Origin of the sequence: Micromonospora sp. C51, from assembly GCF_018070435.1 — a bacterium.
Taxonomy (GTDB): Bacteria; Actinomycetota; Actinomycetes; order Mycobacteriales; family Micromonosporaceae; genus Micromonospora; species Micromonospora sediminimaris.
On sequence record NZ_JAGPXQ010000003.1, the window covers coordinates 265090 to 285407 of the forward strand.

Consider the following 20318-nt stretch of genomic DNA (forward strand, 5'->3'; position numbering starts at 1 on the left):
CTCAGCCGAGGATGCTCCGGAGATAGGCCAGCCCGTCCCCCGCGAGCCGGTCCGGTGACGGGGCGAGCGGGCGCCAGATCGAGGCGGCGGTCGCGATCGTCGCGTTGTCCGGGGTGAACGACTCGATGCAGATCGCACCCCAGTAGCCGGTGGCGGCCAGGGCGGCGAGGAGCCGGGGCCAGTCCAGGTGATCCGACCCGGGCGCACCCCGGTTGGTGCCGCTGACCTGTACGTGCTTGATGTGCGGACCCGCCGCGGCCAGCGCCGCGTACGGGTTCGCCTCCTCGATGTTCATATGGTAGGTGTCGATCATGAGGCCGACGTTCGTCGGCAGACCGTCGATCATCTCCACGGTCTGTTCGATCGTGTTGACCACACTGGTTTCGTACCGGTTGAGCGCCTCCACCCCGATGGACACCCCCCGATCGGCGGCCCGGTCGGCAACCGGTACCAGCGCCCGACGGAAATCCGAGTAACAGGTCGCGCGTTCCGTCGGCGTCATCGGCCAGGTCCGGCCCACCGACGCGTAGACCGGGCCACCGACGCACGGCGCACCGATGACCGCCGCACTGTCCACGCAGCTGTTCAGGTACGCCACCGTGGCCTCCACCACGGCGGGGGCGGCATTGACGAGTTCCCGCCCGGGCGGGGTGACCGCACAGACGCCGGCCGCGTCCAGTCCGTACCTGGCGAGCAGGTCCCGGACGCGGTACGGATCCCAGTCACCTGGCTGCTCGATCGGCAGTTCGACCGCGTCGAAGCCGAGCGCCGCGATCCGGGGGATCAATGCGGTCAGGGCCTCGTCGTCGACCGGCGAGGTCCACACCCAGGGATTGACACCGACGGCACGCAACGGACGCCTACTTCCAGCGCTGCGGGTAACCCGGCAGGTCGGTGCAGCCGCACATCGCGTAGTGCAGCGGCGGCATGTTCGGGTCGAGATAGCTGTCCAGGTTCTCCTGGGTGATCGTCGGCTGGGGCAGCTTCCACGGGTCGGACACCTGCTGGCCGTCGAGGATTCGCAGCGCCGCGATGATCGGCGTACGCCACTGGTAGGTCGGGTACGTGGGCGCGATCGCGGTGAGCCCCTCGTCCTTCCACATCTTCAGGAAGTCGAGCTGGTCCTCGCCGTTGATCGGCGGCACCGGCTGACCGGCGTCCTGGAACGCCTCCACCGCCGCGACGGCGACCGCGCCCGCGTCCATCCAGACGCCGTCGATGGTGCCGTGCCGCTGGATGTAGTCGTTGACGATCTTCTTGGTCTTGGCCGGGTCGCCATCGGTGAACTCGACCCCGACCACGTCGACCTGCGCCTTGTCGAACGCGACCTTGGCCGCGGACCACCGGGTCTCCAGCACGTCGACGCCGGGCAGGATACGCAGCGCGAGAACCTTGCCGCCGGGCTTCATCCGCTGGCTGACGAACTCGGCTCCGACGTGCCCGAACCCGTACCCGCCGATCGGGTTGATGAACGTCACCGGGCAGTCGGTGTCGACGCCACGGTCGAAGACGATGACCGGCAGGCCGGCGTCGCAGGCCGCCGTCACGGCCGGAGTGAGCGTGGCGGTGGTGTTCGGCGAGACGATGAGCGCGTCACAGCCCTTGCCGAGCAGGTCGTTGATGTCGGCGATCTGCTTCTGGTCCTTGCCTTCGGCGTCGACGTGGACGAACTCCTTGATCCGGTCGCCCTGCGCCTCGACCTCGGCCTGCATGGTCTTGAAGCCGACCTGACGCCACGGGTTGTTCAACGCCGCGTTCGAGAAGCAGATCTTGTAGGGGCCGTCCTTCTTGAACTTGGCGGTGTCCACCATCTTCGGGTTGAGCACCTGCTCCCACGGCTTGTCGGCCGGACCGGTCGGTGCGGCGTCGAGCAGCGCGAGTTCGTTGTCGTAGTCGGCCTGCACGAAGAACTTCGACTGCTCGCCGGTGCCGGCCCCGGCCGGTGGCGCGGACGAGCCGTCCGAAGGGGTCGCAGCGGGCTCGTCGGTGGCACAGCCGGCGAGGGACACCAGGAGAAGCGCGGCCGTGGCCGCCATGCGTCGTTTCATTGAGAAATCCCCTTATCTCGACGTGGAACGTCGGCTCGAGACCGCCACGGCGAACAGGATGATGGCGCCCTGAACGGTCGGTCTGAGGGCGCCGGAGACGCCGTAGAAATTCATGAGCGTGAAGAGCAGTTCGAGGGTCAGCGCGCCGAGCATCGCGCCGATGACCGCGCCACGTCCGCCACCCAGGGCGACCCCGCCCAGGACGACCGCGGTGATGGCGCCGAACTCCAGACCGGCACCGGCCTGGAAGGACACGCCGCTGTAGCCGCCGATCAGGATGGCCGCGATGGCGGCGGCGAGGCCGCTCAGCATGAAGGCGATGGTCCGGGTACGGCGTACCCGGGCGCCGCTCAGCTCCGCCGTACGCGGATTGTCCCCGACCGCCACCAGGATCCGGCCGAAGTCGGAACGCATCAGCAGCACCGCGAGCGTCGCGAGGACCAGCAGGACCACCAGGGCGTACGGGATGCGGCCGAACACCGGCACGTCCTCGAACGCCCGCCGGCCGAAGCGACGGAACTCCTCGGAGAGCCCGCCCTTGGGCGCACCGTTGGACCAGAGATAGACCGCTCCCACCAGGATCAGGAACATGCCGAGGGTGGTGATGAACGAGGGCACCCGCAGTCGCGTCGTGATCAGGCCGTTGACCAGCCCGACGAGCACCCCGCCAGCGAGCAGCACCAGCACCACCGGCCAGGTCCGCGACGGATCGCTGTCGATCAGCCGGGCGGCGACCACGACCTGTGCGGTGACCAGCGAGCCGACGGACAGGTCGAACTCGCCGGAGACGATCACGAAGTACTGACCCGCGGCGAGCAGGATGAGCGGCGCCGAGCGGCCGAGGAACGACATCAGGGAGGCCGGCGCCAGAAAGTCGGGCTGGCGCACGGCGACCAGAACCAGCAGCACCGCGAGTATCGCGAGCAGGGGCAGGAGGCCGCCGGTGCGTACCCGGGTCAGCTGGGGCGGCAGCGGGCGACGCTGGACGAGCTGCATGTCAGACGGCCGCCTTTCGCATGGCCCGACGGGCGTAGACGGCCACGGCGGCGATGATGATGGCCCCCCGGATCACCTGCTTGAAGAAGGCGTCCACTTCGAGCTGGTTGAAGATGGCGTCGATGCTGGCGAGCAACAGCACACCGCCGAGCGTGCCGAGGACGCCACCACGGCCGCCGGCGAGAGCGGTGCCGCCGATGACCACGGCGGCGATCGACTCCAGGTCGTAGAGACCTTCGGTGCCCACCCGGGGGGCACCCGAGCCGAGCCGACTGGCCAGGTAGATCCCGGCGAGTCCGGCGCAGAGCGAGCAGAGCACGTGCGCGATGACCAGAACCCGGTCGTTGCGGACGCCGGAGAGTCGGGCGACCTCCGGGTCACCGCCGACGGCGACCAGATGGTGACCGAACCGGGTCCGCGTCAGCGCGAACCAGCATGCCCCGGTCACGGCGAGCAGGAGCAGAAAAGACAGTGGTACGGGGCCGATGCGTTGGTAGCCGAGGCTCTGCACGAGCCCGGGCGAGGTGCTGCCGGCCGGACCGTCGTAGCCGTTGTCGAGGTACCCCTTGAGCAGCAGCCCGACGCCGAGGGTGGCAATGAAGGCATTGATCCGCAGCCTGGTGACGAGCAGCCCGTTGAGCAGCCCGACAGCGGCACTGACCGTGAGCGCCAGACCGACCGCGGGCAGCAGCGCGCCGTCGCTGCCGTTCATCGTCTCGGCCGCGACGAGGGTGCTCAGGCTGATCACATAGGCCACCGAGAGGTCGAGCGACCCACCGAGGATGACCAGGGTCTGACCGACCGCGACGAGGCCCAGCCCGGCGGCGACGTGCAGCAGGCTCACCGTCGTCGACTGATTGAACAGCTGACCGCCGTCGATCATGACGATCAGCCAACCGAGCGCCAGCGTGATGGTCAGCGCCACGAACACGCCAGGTACCGGCCGTCGCGCCGGCCGCAGCGACAGTAGACTCACGCCGCCGCCTCGCTTCGCTCACCGGCGGCGCGAGGCGCCAGACTGCTGAGCCCAATGGTTCGCTCGCTCCGCTCACTCACGCCGCCGCCTCGCTTCGCTCACCGGCGGCGCGAGGCGCCAGACTGCTGAGCCCAATGGTTCGCTCGCTCCGCTCACTCACGCCGCCGCCTCCCGTGCCGTTCCGACCGCCAGGGCGACGACGTCCTCCTCGGTGGCGCCGGCGGGCAGCTCACCGGCGACGCGGCCGTCGCGCATGACGAGCATCCGGTCACTCATGCCGAGCAGCTCCGGCAGCTCGGACGAGATCATCAGCACCGCCGCACCCGCCCGGGCGAGCCGACGGACAAGATCGTGGATAGCCGACTTGGCACCCACGTCGATGCCCCGGGTCGGTTCGTCGAAGAGCAGGATCAGCGGGTCGAGCGCGAGCCACCTGGCCAGCACCACCTTCTGCTGGTTGCCGCCGGACAGAAATCGGATCTCCTGGTCGTCACCGGCGGCCCGGACCTCCACTGCGGCAAGCAGCTCGCGGACGCGCAGGGTGCGCGCGGCGCGACCCGAGCGGGCCGGGAAGACCGCCCGGCTCGCGAGCAGCGCGTTGTCGAGCACCGATTGCCGGGCGACGATGCCCTCGCCCTTGCGGTCCTCGGTGACGTACGCGAGGCCGGCCCGCGTCGCCGCGCGCGGGGAGCGCAGCCGGGTCGGCCTGCCGTCGATCGTGACCACGCCGGTGGTGAACGGCTCCACCCCGAACAGCGCACGGGCCAGCGCCGAGCGTCCGGAGCCCTGAAGGCCACCGATCCCCAGCACCTCACCGGCGCGCAGCTCCAGGTCGACGTCGCGTAGTTTGCGGTTCCCGCCAGCCCGCACGGCCAGCCGTACCGCGCCGATGTCTCCCGGAGCGGCCCGATCCGGGTAGTAGCTGGACAGCTCCCGGCCGACCATCTGGCGTACCAGGTCCTCCGGTGTGGCGTCGGCGGTGCGCATCGTCCGCACCAGGCGGCCGTCCTTGAGGACCGTGATCCGGTCGGACAGGTCGAAGACCTCGGTCAACCGGTGCGAGACGTACAGCAGGCCGATGCCCTGCTGTTGCAGCCGTCGTACCAGGCCGTAGAGCAGTTCGACCTCGTGGTCGGCCAGTGCGGCGGTGGGCTCGTCCATGATGAGCAGGCGCGCGTCGAGCGCGAGCGCCTTGGCGATCTCGACCACCTGCTGCTGAGCGACCCCGAGGCGGCCCACCACGGCATCGGCGGGCAGTTCCGTCTCCCCGATGGTGGCCAGCAGCTCCGCGGTGCGGCTGAGCATCTGTCGCCGGTCGACCAGGCCGCGCCGCTTCGGCTCATGGCCCAGGTACACGTTCTCGGCGACGGTGCGCTCCGGCAGGAGGTTGAACTCCTGGTGGATGATGCCGATGCCGGCCCGCTGGGCGTCACGCGGGCCACCGAACACGCGTGGCCGCCCGGCGAACTCGACGGTGCCGCCGTCCGGCGCGTACCCACCCGAGACGATCTTCATCAGGGTGGACTTGCCGGCGCCGTTCTCACCCACCACGGCGTGCACCTCGCCCGGGGCGACGTCGAGATCGACACCGTCGAGGACGGGTACCCCGAAGAAGGACTTGCTTATGCCCCGCAGGGTCAGCAGCGCCGGGGGTCGAGCTGACATCAAGAATCCTCACGGATAGTAATCGCCAAGGGCATCGGTGCGCCACCTCAAAGTTCACTTAGGACCGGCCGGTCACCTGGCTTTAGTTATCGAAAGCGAAGCTTCCTGTTGTCGTGCTCAAACTTTCGCTTGACATGACCGAAACATCACACGTATGAAGATAGATGCTCGGGGATGGGTACGCAATCCCCGATCTTCCCGGACTACCGACTGGGCCAATGACAGGCAAAGACGCCGGGTCAGGTCCACTGGGGAACGCGGGCGCCGATGATCAGTCCCATCCATGTTGTCGCTAACATCAATTTATGTCCATATCCATACTATTTAGGCTCCTTGCCACCACGGGGCCCGGAACCCACCCGGGCGTGACTCTGCGTCACATCCAGCAGCGTCACGTCGGTACGACGATCCGTGCGACGACGACCGCGCGCGCATCCCGTCGTGCCACACCAGGCACCACCCGACGTGCCGTGGGAGGTGACCGGACTCGTGGTCGCGCCCCCTGTTGCTCCACCCCGACGAGGAGACGGCATGCGTCGTAAGACAGCCATCATCGGACTGATCACCGGTCTGTTACTGGCGCTCGCGCTGGTCCAGCCGGCATCAGCGGCTCCGGAGTTCCGCGCCCTGTTGTTCACCAAGACCACCGGTTACCGGCACGACTCGATCCCGGCCGGGGTCTCGATGTTCCAGCAGCAGGCCGCGTCCGACAATTTCGAGCTGGTACACAGTGAGGACTCCAGCGTCTTCACCGCAGCGAACCTGGCCACCTTCGATGTCCTGATCATGTTCCAGACGTCCGGCATGGTGTGGACCTCGGCCAGCCAGCGCCAGGCGGTGGAGGGCTACCTCGCCAGCGGCAAGGGCATCGTGGCCATCCACAACGCCACCGACATGGGCATCGAGGGCGAGTACCCCTGGTGGGACCAGACCATCAACGCGGGTGCGCACATGCCGGAGCACTCTCCCGGCGTCCTGCCCGGCACCGCCATCGTGGCCGACAAGAAGCACCCGTCGACGGCCAGCCTGCCGGATCGCTGGAACCGCAGCGAGGAGTGGTACAACTTCGACAAGAACCCGCGCGGTGAGGTGCACGTCCTGGTCACCGCCGACGAACGCACGTACAACCCGGGCCCCCGGGCGATGGGCTCCGACCACCCGATCTCCTGGTGTCGTAACACCGGCGGTGGCCGGGTCTGGGCCACCGCGATGGGCCACGCCGCGGCGTCCTACAGCGAGACCCACTTCCGCAATCACGTCCTCGGCGGGGTGAAGTGGGCCGCCGGCAACGAGCCGGGCGACTGCGGTGGCACCGTCTGGGGCAACTTCGAGAAGCGGACCCTCGACAGCAACACCGTCGACCCGATGGCGCTGGCCGTGGCACCCGACGGGCGGGTGCTGTACGTCCAGCGTGGCGGCCAGGTCAAGATCTTCAAGCCGAGCACCAACAGCACGGTGACCGCCGGCACGCTCAGTGTCTACACCGGAGGTGAGGACGGGCTGACCGGGCTGGCCCTCGACCCGAACTTCGCCAGCAACGGGTACGTCTACCTGTACCACGCGCCGGCCAGCAGCTCGACCGACGTCAACCGGGTCTCCCGCTACACGCTCAACGGCGACACGTTGAACATGTCCAGCGGCGTGACCATCATCGACGTACCGGCCTACCGGGACCGGACCTATCCCGAGCCCGGTCACACCGGTGGGTACATCGCGTTCGGGCCGGACGGCAACCTGTACATCGGCACCGGCGACGACGTCGCGCCGAACCTCGACCCCAACTGGCAGGGCTACGCCCCGCTGGACTGGCGCCCGGGCAAGCACATGCTCGACTCGGCTCGTACCGCCGGCAACACCAACGACCTGCGCGGCAAGCTGCTGCGCATCCGGCCCTCCGCCGGTGGCGGCTACACCATCCCGTCGGGCAACCTCTACCCCCAGGGGACGGCGCAGACCCGGCCCGAGATCTACGCGATGGGCTTCCGCAACCCGTTCCGCTTCTCGATCGACCCGGCCAACGGCTGGGTCTACCTGGCCGACTACGGACCGGACCGGAACCCACCGACCACCAACCGGGGCCCCGAGGGCCTCGTCGAACTCAACGTGATCAAGACGCCGGGCAACTACGGCTGGCCGTTCTGTCACGGCGACAACCAGCCGTACGCGCCGTACAACCCGGACACCGGCGTGGTGGGTGCCAAGTTCAACTGCGCCGCACCGGTCAACAACTCGCCAAACAACACCGGCCTGACCAACCTCCGGCCGGTCGTCGCGCCCAACATGTGGTACGGCTACGGCGCCTCGCAGAACTTCCCCGAGGTGGGCTCGGGTGGCTCGGCGCCGATGGGCGGGCCGGTCTACCGCTACGACCCGGAGAACCCTTCGGCGACGAAGTTCCCGCCGTACTACGACGGCGTGCACTTCTTCTACGAGTGGTCGCGTGACTACATCAAGGAGATGCACTTCGACTCGGCGTCGGCGGTCACCCGGACCAACCCGTTCCTGCCCAACACCCGGTTCAACAGCCCGATGGACCTCGAGTTCGGCCCGGACGGCTCGCTCTACCTGCTGGAGTGGGGCACCAACTTCGGTGGTGGCAACAGCGACTCCGGCCTCTACCGGATCGACTACGTCCAGGGCGGCCGATCACCGATCGCCAAGGCCACCGGCACGCCCACCAGCGGCAACGCCCCGTTGACCGTGCAGTTCTCCAGCGCCGGGTCGGCGGATCCCGACCCCGGTGACACGATCAGCTACCAGTGGACGTTCGGCGACGGCACCACCTCGACGGCGGCCAACCCGTCGAAGGTCTACACCAGCAACGGCAACTACACGGCTCAGTTGAAGGTCACCGACAGCTCGGGCAAGACCGCCTTCGCCAACGTGCCTATCACCGTCGGCAACACCGCTCCGGTGGTCACCATCACCACGCCGGCCAACGGTGGCATGCTCACCTTCGGCGACCGGGTGTCGTACCAGATCACCGTCACCGACCCGGGCGGCGCGGCGATCGACTGCAGCAAGGTCTTCCTCAACCCGGCGCTCGGGCACGACGACCACGCGCACGAGACCACCGACTACGCCGGCTGTTCCGGGACCATCCCCACCGACCTGCTCGGCGGGCACCCCGACGGCGCCAACCTGTTCTACGTGCTCAACGCGCGGTACACCGACAACGGTGGCGCGGGCGGCGCGGCCCCACTCACCGGCCGTGCCCAGGTGATCCTCCAACCCAAGCACAAGCAGGCCGAGTACTACAGCAGTCAGTCCGGCACCCGGGTCATCGACCAGGCCGGCGCGGAGAGCGGCAAGCGCATCGGGGACATCTCCAACAACGACTGGGTGGCTTTCACCCCGATGAGCCTGTCCGGCATCAACACCGTGAGCTACCGGCTGTCGTCGCCCTCCGGCGGCGGATCGATCGAGTTGCGGGCCGGATCGCCGACCGGCACGCTGCTGGCCACCACTCCGGTGCCGAGCACCGGCGGCTGGGACAACTACCAGTCCACGCCGCCGGTGAACGTCACCCCGCTCGCCGGTACCCACACCCTGTACCTGGTGTTCAAGCACAGCGCCAACAACTGGTTCGACCTCGACTCGCACACCTTCGGCGGTCCGGGAGTGGGCGTCGGTGACACCGGTGGTGGGATAGCCGGCCGCACGTGGACGCTCACCGCCCAACACAGCAACAAGCTGATGGACGTCAGCGGCGTCTCCACCGCCGACGGCGCGCAGATCCACCAGTGGGCGTCGACCGGTGGCAACAACCAGAAGTGGCAGGCGGTCGACGCCGGCGGCGGCGCCGTCTACCTCCGGGCCGTGCACAGCAACAAGTGCGCGGAGATCGTCGGTGGCTCCACCACCCCCGGCGCCTTCCTCCAGCAGGCCACCTGCAACAACGGCAACCAGCAGAAGTTCACCGTCGCGTCCACCGGCACCACCGGGGTCTACACGGTGAAGAGCGTGCTGAGCGGGCTCTGCATCGATGTCAACGGCGGTGCCACCACCGACGGCGCCCGCCTGTTGCAGTGGACCTGCCACAGCGGCACCAACCAGCAGTGGCGGTTCAGCCTGGCCTGATCGTCGCGACCATCGCGACCGTCAAGGACGCCCCGGTCGGGACCGGTTTCCGGAAAGCGGAGCCGGTCCCGCGCCGGTGCGGTCACGCCCGCCAACGCGATGTGTGCTCGACGTCGTCATATCCGATCTTCGAGCGTCATCCTGCCGAGGCGAGCAGCCCGGCGGTGGCCAGTGACCGCCACAACTCGTCGGGCACGACCGCGGCCGAGCGCCGTACGGTCTCCGTCATCTGCGTCCCGTTACGCACACCTACCACCGTCGAGACCACGGCCGGGTGCCGACGCACGAAGGCCAGCGCCGCCTGCGGCAGGGTGACACCATGGTGGTCACAGACCTCGGCGATCCGCCGGGCCCGCTCGATCAGCTCCGGTGGCGCCTGCTGGTAGTTGTAGAGCGCGTCGGCGGGTGGGTGGTCCCGGGACAGCAGTCCCGAGTTGTAGACACCCGCGATCACCACACCCACTCCCCGGCTCTGCGCGAGCGGCAACAGGTCACCGGCCGCGCCCTGTTCGAGCAGGGTGTACCGACCGGCACACATCATCACGTCCACGTCGGTCTCCCGGACGAACCGCGCGAGCATCGCCGACTGGTTCATGCCGGCCCCGATCGCACCGACCACGCCCTGGTCACGCAACTCGACCAGGGCGGGCACGGCCTCGGTGGCGGCCTGCTCCCAGTGATCGTCGGGGTCATGCAGGTAGGCGATGTCGATCCGGTCCAGGCCGGTGCGCTCCAGGCTGGCCTCGATGCTGCGGCGTACCCCGTCGCGGCTGAAGTCCCAGACCCGACCATGGCTCGCGGGAACGTCGAACCCCTCGGGGTCGCGCAGGTGCTCGTTCTGCGGCGACGGCACCAGGAGTCGCCCCACCTTCGTCGACACCACGTACTCGTCGCGCGGCCGGTGCCGCAGGGCGCTGCCCAGGCGACGTTCGGACAGCCCGAGGCCGTAGTGCGGCGCGGTGTCGTAGTACCGCACGCCCGCATCCCAGGCGGTGTCGACGGCGGCGACGAACTCCTCGTCCGTGGTCGCCCGGTAAAGGTTGCCGCCCTGGGCAGCGCCGAAGCCCAACTCGGTGAGGCCGATCGCCGGACGACGCGGCAGTACGTGCTTCCTCATTACGCCCCCAGTCGGTAAGAACGACGGGCGGTACCCTCCCAGAACGCTGCGCGGTCGGTCGGGTCGAGGTCGCCCAGCAGTTCCGTGACCGCCTCGATCCAGCGAGGGTACGAGCTGGCGAGCAGGCACACCGGCCAGTCCGAGCCGAACATCAGCCGCTGCGGCCCGAACACGTCGAGTGCGTGGTCGACGGCAGGTCGGAGATCAGCCGTCGACCAGGGGGACCGGGGCACCTCGGTCGTCAGGCCGGACACCTTCGCCGTCGTGTTGGCTGCTTCGGCGAGCGCCCGCAGGTCGCGCTTCCAGTCGTCGAACTCTGGGGTGCCCAGTGCGGGCTTGCCGAGGTGGTCGAGGACGAAGCTCACCTCGGGCAGGTCCTGGGCCAACCGGGCGGCCATGGGCAGCTGGTGTTGCCGCACCAGCAGGTCGAAGACCAGGCCGGCGGCACCCACCGCGGCGATGCCCCGGCGGACGTCCGGGCGATCGAGGTAGGCCGGGTCGGTCTCGCTCTGCACGAGATGACGGATGCCGACCAGGCGCTGCCCGCCGGGCGCGGCGCGCAGCCGGTCGAGACGGTCGGCGACGTCGTCGGCCGTCAGGTCGACCCAACCGACGACACCGCCGACCAGCACGTCGTCGGCCGCGACCCGGAGCAGGTCCACGGTCTCCCTCGCCGAGGCGATGGACTGTACGACGACGGTGCTGGTGACACCCGCCGCCCGGGCCAGCGGGGCCAGGTCGGCCAGCTCGAAGTCGGCGTCGATGGCCGCCATGGTCACCGGGTCGATCCACGGCTGCGGATGCCGTGCCCGGACCCACAGGTGGTGGTGGGCGTCGACGATGCCGGCCGCCCCCGGAGCTGCGTCGGTCATCGGCCCAACCACCCTCCGTCGACCGGCAGCACGATCCCGTTGACGTAGTCGGAGGCCGCCGAGGCCAGAAACACCGTGGCACCACCGAGGTCATCGGCGGCACCCCACCGACCGGCCGGTATCCGGGCGAGAATCGCCTGGTCGCGCTCGGGGTCCTCGCGCAGAGCCCGGGTATTGTCGGTGGCGATGTAGCCAGGGGCGATGGCGTTCACGTTCACCCCGTGCGCCGCCCACTCGTTCGCCAGGGCCTTGGTGAGACCGGCCACGCCCGACTTCGAGGCGGCGTACCCGGGCACCGTGATGCCGCCTTGGAAGCTGAGCAGGGACGCGGTAAAAATGATCTTCCCGTGGCCGCGTTCGACCATTGTCCGACCGATCTCCCGACTCAGCACGAACTGGCTGTTCAGGTTCACCTCGATCACATGGTCCCAGAGTTCGTCGGGGTGATCGACGGCCGGGGCGCGGGCGATCGTACCGCCGTTGTTGACCAGGATGTCGATCGGTCCGAGCGCGACAAGCTCGCCGGCCAGCCGGCGCACGGCCGTACGATCGGCCAGATCGGCGCGCAGCCCGGTGAACCGTCGACCGGTGGCGCGCACCCGGCGCTCCACCTCGCTCCCCTCCGGCTCCAGGTGCGCGGAGACACCCACGACGTCGGCACCGGCCCGGGCCAGCGCCTCGGCCATGGCCAGGCCGATACCCCGCCGGGCGCCGGTCACCACGGCGGTCCGCCCGGACAGGTCGAACGGATTCGTCACCGGTTGCCCTCCCGCCAGTCCAGTAGCACCTTCATCACACCGCCACCCTCCAGCGCGGTGAACGCCGCAGTCGCCGCCTCAGGCGGGTCGACCCGGGAGATCAGCTGCCGTGCCGGGATCGCGCCGGAGGCGACCAACCTGATCGCCTCCGCCATGTCGTCGCGCTGGTAGAGGCGGGCACCCAGCAGCTCCAGCTCGCGCCAGAAGAACCGGTGCAGGTTCACCTCCCGGGGTCGGGGATGGATCGCCACCATCACCAGCCGCCCCCGGACAGCCAGCACCTCGACCGCGGTGGCGACACCCGCCGCGGCACCGGAGACCTCGAAGGCGACGTCGGCACCCGCGCCGTCGGTCCGGTCGGCGACAAACGCCGCCACGTCGATCGCGGCCGGATCGACCGCCTCGATGCCGATGTCGCCCGCCACGGCGCGTCGAGTCGGGTCCGGCTCGACGAGCAGTACCCGCGCACCGCGACCCTGGGCGACGGTGCCGATGAGCACCCCGATCGGCCCCCCGCCCACGACGACCACGTGATCGCCCGAGGCCACCTCGCCACGCCGTACGTCGTGCACGGCGACGGCGACCGGTTCGACGAGTGCTCCCTGGTCGAGCGGCAGCTCCTCCGGCAGCGGCAGGACCAGTTCCGCCGGCACGTTCCAGACTGACTGCATGGCGCCGGGCGAGTCGATGCCGAGGAAGTTCATGGCGTGGCAGATGTGCGAGTTACCGCGCCGACAGGCGGCACACTGTCCGCACCATCTGGTCGGCAGCACCGTCACCGGCTGGCCGACGGACCAGCCGGTGACGCCCTCGCCCAGCGCCGCGATCCGCCCGGACATCTCGTGCCCGATGATCGCGGCGGCACCGACCCGGGAGTCCATGTCTCCGTGGTAGATATGCAGGTCGGTGCCGCAGATCCCGGTGTAGGCCACCGATATCCCCAACTCACCGCGCCCGGGTGCCGCCGGCTCACGTTCCTCGATCCCGAGATGCCGTGCTCCCCGGTAGACCACTGCCTTCATCGATCCTCCGTATCAATGCCGCACGCCGCTCGCGTCACCGGCCACCACCGTCGGTCCCGTTCAGTGACTTCCGGTCGGCGACACCTGGTTGCTGTTGTGTGCCGGGGTGACAGCCCGGGTCAGCGGGAAACCAGCGGTGGCGGGCAGGACGCCGTCCGTCGCCGCCAGCAGCCGTCGCCCGGCCTGCTCCGGCCGGACGTTCGGGCCGTCGTCGGCCGGCGCCTGGGGGTGCCGGTCCACGGCCTGAATCCGCTGTTCGTCCACGCGAAGGCCGAGTCCGGGTGAGTCACCAAGGACGAAGCACCCGTCTTCGACGTGCGCGTCGACGGAGACACCGACCGGCGGCCAGAGATCCTGCAACTCGCTGGTCAGGTGGTTCGGCACCGAGGTGGCGGCGTGCAGCAGCCCGAGCGGGCTGTTGCCGATCGGGCTGACCGGCAGGTCGTAGGCGTGTGCCAGGGCGGACACCCGTAGGAAGTGGGTGACTCCCCCGACCGCGGACGTCTGGACGACGTCGACCGCGCCGGCGGCGATCAGCGGGCGGTACTGCTCCAGCCCGGTGAGGTTCTCCCCCGTGGCGACGGAGGCGCGCACCCCCCGGCCGACGGCGGCGAGCCCTTCGGCGTCCCAGCGCCGGACCGGCTCCTCGATCCAGATGAGGTCGAGGGTGCGTTCGAGTTCGCAGACGTGCCGGACGGCCTGCTTGCGGGTCCACGCCTCGTTGACGTCGAGCATCAGACCCGGCCGCAGTCCGTGGCCGGCCTCGGCCAGGACCTCCTTGACCAGGTGGAGCCGGTGTCGGTCATGCTCGATGTCGAGACCGCCCTTGAGCTTGGCGGCCCGCAGCCCGTGCTCGGCGTAACGGATGTAGGCCGAGACGAGTTCCTCGTCGCTCAGGGCGATGTCGAGCCCGGACGCGTACGCCGGAACCCGGCGGTCGCGGCCGCCCAGCAAGCGCCACAGCGGCTGGCCGGCCGCCTGCGCCTTGATGTCCCACAGTGCCGTGTCGAGTGCGCCGATGGTGCCGAACACCGGGCCGGCGTGACCGGCCTTGAAGGTGTGGCGCAGCATGCGGTCGTAGAGCGTCGTCACCGCACGGGGATCTTCACCGTCGATGGCCGCGAAGATCCGCTCGATCTCGACGTGCGGGCCGATGCCGACACCCGACAGCCCTTCGTCGGTCTCCACTACGACGATCGGCACCGGGACCCTCCCGTCGGCGAAGACGCCGTTGGCGTCGCCGACCGGGCGCCCCCATTCCTGGACCGTGGTGAGCGTCCGATAACCGGTGATGCGCATTTCAGCCCTTCGTGGAGCCGGCGGCGACGCCGTCGGCGATCTGGCGCTGGAGAAAGAGGTAGACCACGAGGACCGGTATCGCGGCGATCAGCACCCCGGAGGCGAAGGTGGGGATGTCGTCGGAGTACTGGCCACGCAGCGAGGTCACGCCGACCATGAGCGTGCGGTGATCCGCCGACGGCATCATCACCAGCGACATCAGGACGTCGTTCCAGCAGAACAACGCGTTGAGGATGCCGACCGACAGCAGGGCCGGGGTGCCCAACGGCAGCATGATCCGGCGATACACGCCGTACACACTGTTGCCGTCGATCCTGGCCGCGTCGATGATCTCCCGCGGAATGGTCTTGTAGTAACTCGTCATCAGAAAGACGGTGAAGGGCAGGAACTGGGCCACGAAGACCAGGACCAGTCCGGGGTACGTGTCGATGAGGGCGGTGTCGGCCATGATCCGGGCGAGCGGCACCATGATCACCTGGAACGGCACGAAGAGGCCCGCGAGGCAGCCCAGGAACAGCGCCGAGGAGCCACGGAACCGAAGCTGGCTCAGGGCGAAGCCGGCCATCGACCCGAGCAACAGCAGCAGGACGACTGACGACGTCACCACGATCAGGGAGTTGACGAAGTACCGGTCCATGCCGACGCTGTTCCACGCCGCGCTGATGTTGTCCCAGCGCAGGGTGTCGGTCAGGGAGAACCGGTCGAGGATGTAGTCGCGCCGGGTCTTCATCGCCACGTTGACGGTGAACAGCAGTGGGTAGATCGTCGCCAGCGCGAGCAGCGACATCGGGATGGCCAGCAGCCACCGACTCAGTCGTACCCGGGACATCAGTCCTCACCTCCCGCCCGCCTGAGCAGCTTCACCTGGAGCAGCCCCACGACGAGCATGATCACGAAGAGCACCGTCGACGCGGCCGAGGCGAGGGCGGGCCGATTCATCTGGCCCTGCTGGATCCAGATGTAGTACTCCGGGAGATAGGTGGACCCTTCCGGCCCGCCGCTGGTCATCACGTAGAGCAGGCCGAACATCGAGGTCAGCATCCCGACCATGGTGGTCACGGCGACGAACGCGATGGTGCGGGACAGACCTGGGATGATCACGTGCCGGATGACCTGGGGCAGTGCGGCACCGTCCACCCGGGCCGCGTCCAACAGCGCGGCGTCCAGGGTCGCGAAGCCGGCCAGGAACACCACAAGTGCCATTCCGAAGGTGGCCCAGATGTGTACGCCGACCACCACGAACATCGCGACGTCGGGATCCCCGAGCCAGTCCACCGGGCTGATGCCGACCGCCTCGAACACGGCGTTGACCGGGCCGTCGAAGGCGAGCAGCAGATTGAAGATCGCGCCGACAATGACCGGTGAGAGCACCGCCGGGAAGAAGTAGACGCTGCGGTAGAAGCGGTGCCCGGGCACCCGGAGGTAGATGAACGTCGCGAGCAGCCCGGGGATCGCCACCGCCACCGGAAGCAGCAGCACCAGCAGGCCGACGTTGCCCAGCGCGGTGCGGAACAACGGGTCATCGATCAACTCAAGGTAGTTGTCGAGGCCCACCGTCTGACCGTTGCGCTCGCCGTCTCCGGTGAAGGAGAAGTTGACGCCGAGCAGCAACGGATACAGCCGCAGCACCACGATGATCAGAATGGCGGGTGCGACCAGGACGTAAGGGGCGAAGCGCTCGGCCCGCGAGCCGCCGCGGACGGACCGTGAGCCGGCACCACGACGGGGGCCGGCGGACCCGGCCGCCGCCCCGTCGGTCCGTCCGGGAGGAACCGGACGGACCGACGGCTCTGCGTTTCCGATCGGCACGAAATCAGCCCGCCTGGTCGGAAGCTGCCAGCTGCTTCACCGCCTCGTCGACGCTGATCGAGCCGCTGAGCAGTTGCTGGGAGACCCGTCCCATCAGGTCCAGGGTCTTCGAGGAGAGCGCCACGTGCAGGGCGGGCTTACCGCTTTGCAGCGCGGCGACGATCGTGGCGGCGGCCGGACCGGCCTGCGACACGTCGATGGTGGTGTCGGCGGCGATCGCACCGGCGTCGGCGTAGAACGCCTGGAGCGCCTCGGTCGACGTCAGCGATCGCACCAGGTCGGCGGCGACCTTGGGATCCTTGGTCCACTTCGCCACCGCGTACCCGATACCACCGTCATAGGCCAGGCTCGGCGTGGTGCCGGCGGTGACCACCGGAGCGCTCATCACGCCGAGCTTTTCGGGCGTCAGGAACTCGTTGAAGTCCTTCCAGTGGCCCACGTCCGACATCAGCCCGATGACGTGCGCGGCCTTGGCGGACTGGAAGAGCGCGAACGAGTCGTTGAACATCGCGGTCGAGTTGGCCCCGTCGTTGTTCAGGCCGGCGTCGCCGGCTTCCTTCCAGAGCTCGAAGATCCGCTTCACGTTGGGCGAGTTCCAGTCGCGCTTGCCCGCGATCCAGTCGTCGTACTCCTGAGCGGTGAGAATGCCGGAGCCCAGCGCCGACATCCAGAACTGGATTCCGGCGCCTTCCTTGTTGCCCAGGGCGAAGCACTTGGCGCCGGCCTTGCCGATGGCGGCACAGTCAGCGAGGAACTTGTCCCAGGTGGTGGCGGGACTCGCCGGATCGAGCCCGGCCTTCTCGTAGAGCGCCTTGTTGTAGTAGATGGGGTGCCCCTGCAGCGTCACCGGACCGGCGTACACCTTGCCGTCCTTGCTGAAGGCGTCCCAACCGGCGAGCCGCTGCTTGTCCTCGGCCACGTACTCGTCGAGGGGCACCAGCGCATCGACCCGGTCGCGGATCTGACCGCCGCCGTTGAACAGCATCACGTCCGGGCCCTTGCCGGACTGAATGGCCGCGCCGAGAAGCGTGTAGTACTGGTCGAACGGCTGCGCGACGAACTCGACCGTCACGTCGGGGTGCTTGGCGGCGAAGTCGGCCTTCGCCTTCTCGATGTAAGGTCCGGCGGAAGGCTCGCCGGACTTCCAGTCCCACACCACCAGTTTGTCGTTTCCGCCACCGGACGAGGGACCCGTATCGGTGGCACTTCCACAACCTGCCGTCGCCAGTCCCACAACGAGGACGGCTGACCACAATGCTCGTTGTTTCATCGTTGTTCACCTCTGAGGGGAATGGCTGACGGCCTGCCGCAGCCAACGTGATCAAGAACGTAACTCGTATGACGTCTGACGTCAACAGTCCGCCGTACACTGGCCCTGGACGTCGTGGCACGACGAGCCAATCGGAGGGGGACATGACGCCATCGCAGGAGACGGCCCTGGAAAATCTGGCCGCCCCGGCCTGGGCGCGCCGCCCCACCAATCTCGCCACGGCGGTCACCGCCGAGCTGGTGGAACGCATCGTTCGCGGGGTGCATCCGTCCGGCACGGCGTTACCCCCCGAGCCCGTGCTCTGCGAGACCTTCTCCGTCAGCCGGACCGTCGTCCGCGAGGCGGTGAAGATTCTCCAGGAGAAGGGTCTGGTGCAGGTCCGTCAGGGTGCCGGCACCATGGTCACCCCGCCCTCGATGTGGGACATGCTCGACGAACTCGTCCTCGCGGCCACCATCGCCGAGGACGACAGCCTCGCCATCCTCGACGACCTCGTGGTCACCCGACGCCTGCTGGAATCCGACATGGCGAACGTCGCCGCCCGGGTAGCCGGCCAGGAGACTCTCGACCGGCTGCGCGCCCTGGTGGACCGGATGGACGAGCTGGTCGGCGATCACGTCACCTACCACGAGCACGACCGGGCCTTCCACGACACGATCATGCAGGCGTCCGGGAACCGCATCGCCCGTGGCGTCGTACGAGCGCTGGAGAGCCAGGTGGTGAACACCGCCCGGTACATGGGTCGCACCGAGCGTTCCCTGTGCGTGGCGTCGAACCGCGGGCACCGCCGCATCTACGAGCGGATCGCCGCCCACGACCCGGAAGGGGCGGCGGCGGCGATGTTCACCCACATCACCGAGGCCTGGGTGGTCCGCCGCAGCGGCTCGGGCAAGCCGGCCCGCCTGCAACGCTGACCTGGGACACGACGGGTCGGCGGGCCCGGCCCCCTGGCTCCCACTGCCGCCAGGAGACCGCGACCCGCCGTCGCGCTCGGCCCAATCAGGAGAACTGGGCGAAGAAACGCCAGATCTCACCCTTGGTCCAGGTGGTGATGCCGCTCTCGGCGTAGGTCCCGTCCACCGGGCCCGGCATGTGCCCGTTGTCGAAGGCCGCCCACTGCACCGGGTACCCGGCTCGGCAACCGGAGTAGGCCGTGGTGATGTGCGTACGGCTGCCCGCACCCGGCTCCGGCGGGTTCTGGGCGTTGCACCCGTTGTTCCGGACGAAGGTGTCGCGCAGCCCTCGGCCCTGGCCGATGCTGAGGACGTTGTCCGAGATGCCGTGCAGACCGAAGTACGCGATCGGCTGGGTACCGCCACTGCAACCGCTGATCTGCGCGCCGGCGATCACGGCGACCGCCCGGAAGACCGTGGCCCGTGCACAGGCGAGGGCATAGCTCATGCCACCGCCCCAGCTGAAGCCGAGGGCGAAGCGCTGCGTCGTGTTGACGCAGAGGTCGCTCTCGATCCGGCGGATCATGTCGTCGACGAACGTGACGTCCTCGCCACCGGCGTTGCCCCAACCGTTACCGAGACCCTGCGGCGCGACCAGGATCGCGCTGTTGTTCGACTGCTCCTGCTGACCGTAGTAGGACCAGGCGCTCCCACTGGTACCGCCGGAGGAGATCTCCTGCATGGTGCCACCACGCCAGTGGAAGGCGAAGATCAGCCGGTACGCGTTGTTGTTGTTGTAGTTGGCCGGCAGGCGCAGGATGAACTGGCGGCTCTTGCCGTTGCTCTGGATGGTGTGCGTGCCGTTGTACAGCGTCGGGGCCTTGCCGCACCCGGTGCCACCGGTCGGTGGTGGCGACGTGGGGCCACCCTCGTCGACCCGAGCCAGCTGCCACTGCTGGTTGCCGCCGTTCCAGTCGGCGTACTGCACAACGTTCGCGCCATCCGCAGTGGAGGCACCCTGCACCTCGACAACCTTACCGCTGTGCCGACTCACCAACCGAACATGACCACCGTCCGAGTCAGCCAACCGAAACTGCTGATTCGCGCCATTGTGGTCCGACCACTGCACGATCGCCGCACCGTCAGCGGTCGACGCGTTCGACACGTCCAGAACCTTGCCCGAATGCCGCGACTTCAACCGATAGAAGCCACCACCGGAATCCACGAACTGCCACTGCTGATTCGCGCCGTCATTACGCGTCCACTGACTGATCCGCGCACCGTCATTGGTCGCCAGACCGTACACATCCAACGCCTTACCACTGTTGCGATTGACCAGCACATACCAGGCATTGGGGTCCACGGTCGCCGCCGCCGCGGGTGCCGCATTGATGGCGACGAGGCTGCCGGCCGCCAGGACCGCGGCGGCCGCCGCCGCCAGCCCCGACCGCCAACCGCGTCTGGGTGGAGAGGCGGGACGAACCTCACCGATGGCCTTCATGGTCCACTCCTT

16 protein-coding genes are annotated in these 20318 nt (G+C 68.8%); 2 read left to right on the forward strand and 14 right to left on the reverse strand.

Annotation, left to right across the window (positions count from 1 at the left end; genetic code table 11):
* Position 1 precedes the first annotated feature (1 nt).
* The 5 genes from KBX50_RS06480 to KBX50_RS06500 form a co-directional block, all read right to left on the reverse strand.
* A complete protein-coding gene (locus KBX50_RS06480; protein WP_210935461.1) occupies positions 2 to 853 on the reverse strand; it encodes a sugar phosphate isomerase/epimerase in 852 nt (283 codons plus the stop codon).
* A 7-nt stretch (positions 854 to 860) separates the two neighbouring features.
* The gene (locus KBX50_RS06485; protein WP_247673200.1) at positions 861 to 2048 is read right to left on the reverse strand and encodes a substrate-binding domain-containing protein; all 1188 of its coding nucleotides are present in this window, start codon (positions 2046 to 2048) and stop codon (positions 861 to 863) included.
* 12 nt (positions 2049 to 2060) lie between these two features.
* Complete coding sequence (locus KBX50_RS06490; RefSeq protein ID WP_210935463.1) at positions 2061 to 3044, reverse strand: ABC transporter permease; 984 nt, start codon at positions 3042 to 3044, stop codon at positions 2061 to 2063.
* 1 nt (position 3045) lies between these two features.
* Positions 3046 to 4020: an ABC transporter permease gene (locus KBX50_RS06495; protein ID WP_210935465.1), complete on the reverse strand. Its 975-nt coding sequence runs from the start codon at positions 4018 to 4020 to the stop codon at positions 3046 to 3048.
* 156 nt (positions 4021 to 4176) lie between these two features.
* Positions 4177 to 5685 carry a sugar ABC transporter ATP-binding protein gene (locus KBX50_RS06500; protein WP_210935467.1) on the reverse strand — a complete coding sequence of 503 codons (1509 nt, stop codon included), beginning with the start codon at positions 5683 to 5685 and terminating at the stop codon, positions 4177 to 4179.
* Positions 5686 to 6216: 531 nt separating this feature from the next.
* Here KBX50_RS06500 and KBX50_RS06505 point away from each other — a divergent pair.
* A complete protein-coding gene (locus KBX50_RS06505; RefSeq protein WP_210935469.1) occupies positions 6217 to 9765 on the forward strand; it encodes a ThuA domain-containing protein in 3549 nt (1182 codons plus the stop codon).
* Between the two features lie 136 nt (positions 9766 to 9901).
* Here KBX50_RS06505 and KBX50_RS06510 read toward each other — a convergent pair whose 3' ends face one another.
* From KBX50_RS06510 to KBX50_RS06545, 8 genes are all read right to left on the reverse strand, one after another.
* On the reverse strand, positions 9902 to 10882 hold the full coding sequence (locus KBX50_RS06510) for an aldo/keto reductase (RefSeq protein ID WP_210935472.1): 981 nt from the start codon (positions 10880 to 10882) through the stop codon (positions 9902 to 9904).
* Entirely contained in the window at positions 10882 to 11754 is an 873-nt protein-coding gene (locus KBX50_RS06515; protein WP_210935473.1) for an amidohydrolase, read from the reverse strand. The genes KBX50_RS06510 and KBX50_RS06515 overlap by 1 nt, the downstream gene beginning before the upstream one ends.
* Entirely contained in the window at positions 11751 to 12512 is a 762-nt protein-coding gene (gene kduD, locus KBX50_RS06520; RefSeq protein ID WP_210935474.1) for a 2-dehydro-3-deoxy-D-gluconate 5-dehydrogenase KduD, read from the reverse strand. Before kduD ends, KBX50_RS06515 begins: the two co-directional genes overlap by 4 nt.
* Entirely contained in the window at positions 12509 to 13534 is a 1026-nt protein-coding gene (locus KBX50_RS06525) for a zinc-binding dehydrogenase (protein ID WP_210935475.1), read from the reverse strand. Before KBX50_RS06525 ends, kduD begins: the two co-directional genes overlap by 4 nt.
* A 60-nt stretch (positions 13535 to 13594) precedes the next feature.
* Positions 13595 to 14833, reverse strand: a complete 1239-nt coding sequence (locus KBX50_RS06530) for a mandelate racemase/muconate lactonizing enzyme family protein (protein ID WP_210935476.1) — start codon at positions 14831 to 14833, stop codon at positions 13595 to 13597.
* 1 nt (position 14834) lies between these two features.
* A complete protein-coding gene (locus tag KBX50_RS06535; RefSeq protein ID WP_210935477.1) occupies positions 14835 to 15662 on the reverse strand; it encodes a carbohydrate ABC transporter permease in 828 nt (275 codons plus the stop codon).
* Positions 15662 to 16465 carry a sugar ABC transporter permease gene (locus KBX50_RS06540; RefSeq protein WP_307870864.1) on the reverse strand — a complete coding sequence of 268 codons (804 nt, stop codon included), beginning with the start codon at positions 16463 to 16465 and terminating at the stop codon, positions 15662 to 15664. The genes KBX50_RS06535 and KBX50_RS06540 overlap by 1 nt, the downstream gene beginning before the upstream one ends.
* A 181-nt stretch (positions 16466 to 16646) precedes the next feature.
* Positions 16647 to 17801 carry an extracellular solute-binding protein gene (locus KBX50_RS06545; protein WP_307870865.1) on the reverse strand — a complete coding sequence of 385 codons (1155 nt, stop codon included), beginning with the start codon at positions 17799 to 17801 and terminating at the stop codon, positions 16647 to 16649.
* A 254-nt stretch (positions 17802 to 18055) separates the two neighbouring features.
* Between KBX50_RS06545 and KBX50_RS06550 the strand changes: the two genes are divergently transcribed.
* On the forward strand, positions 18056 to 18826 hold the full coding sequence (locus KBX50_RS06550) for a FadR/GntR family transcriptional regulator (protein WP_247673201.1): 771 nt from the start codon (positions 18056 to 18058) through the stop codon (positions 18824 to 18826).
* Positions 18827 to 18911: 85 nt separating this feature from the next.
* Here the strand turns inward: KBX50_RS06550 and KBX50_RS06555 are convergent, their stop codons facing one another.
* On the reverse strand, positions 18912 to 20306 hold the full coding sequence (locus KBX50_RS06555) for an RICIN domain-containing protein (RefSeq protein ID WP_210935484.1): 1395 nt from the start codon (positions 20304 to 20306) through the stop codon (positions 18912 to 18914).
* Between the last annotated feature and the right edge of the window lie 12 nt (positions 20307 to 20318).

Bases quoted from the DNA above. Each gene is read 5' to 3' on its own strand.
- KBX50_RS06510 (WP_210935472.1), bottom strand. From the start codon at position 10,882: ATGAGGAAGCACGTACTGCCGCGTCGTCCGGCGATCGGCCTCACCGAG.
- KBX50_RS06550 (WP_247673201.1), top strand. From the start codon at position 18,056: ATGACGCCATCGCAGGAGACGGCCCTGGAAAATCTGGCCGCCCCGGCC.
- KBX50_RS06485 (WP_247673200.1), bottom strand. From the start codon at position 2,048: ATGAAACGACGCATGGCGGCCACGGCCGCGCTTCTCCTGGTGTCCCTC.
- KBX50_RS06490 (WP_210935463.1), bottom strand. From the start codon at position 3,044: ATGCAGCTCGTCCAGCGTCGCCCGCTGCCGCCCCAGCTGACCCGGGTA.
- KBX50_RS06515 (WP_210935473.1), bottom strand. From the start codon at position 11,754: ATGACCGACGCAGCTCCGGGGGCGGCCGGCATCGTCGACGCCCACCAC.
- KBX50_RS06535 (WP_210935477.1), bottom strand. From the start codon at position 15,662: ATGTCCCGGGTACGACTGAGTCGGTGGCTGCTGGCCATCCCGATGTCG.
- KBX50_RS06530 (WP_210935476.1), bottom strand. From the start codon at position 14,833: ATGCGCATCACCGGTTATCGGACGCTCACCACGGTCCAGGAATGGGGG.
- KBX50_RS06500 (WP_210935467.1), bottom strand. From the start codon at position 5,685: ATGTCAGCTCGACCCCCGGCGCTGCTGACCCTGCGGGGCATAAGCAAG.
- KBX50_RS06525 (WP_210935475.1), bottom strand. From the start codon at position 13,534: ATGAAGGCAGTGGTCTACCGGGGAGCACGGCATCTCGGGATCGAGGAA.
- KBX50_RS06555 (WP_210935484.1), bottom strand. From the start codon at position 20,306: ATGAAGGCCATCGGTGAGGTTCGTCCCGCCTCTCCACCCAGACGCGGT.
- KBX50_RS06505 (WP_210935469.1), top strand. From the start codon at position 6,217: ATGCGTCGTAAGACAGCCATCATCGGACTGATCACCGGTCTGTTACTG.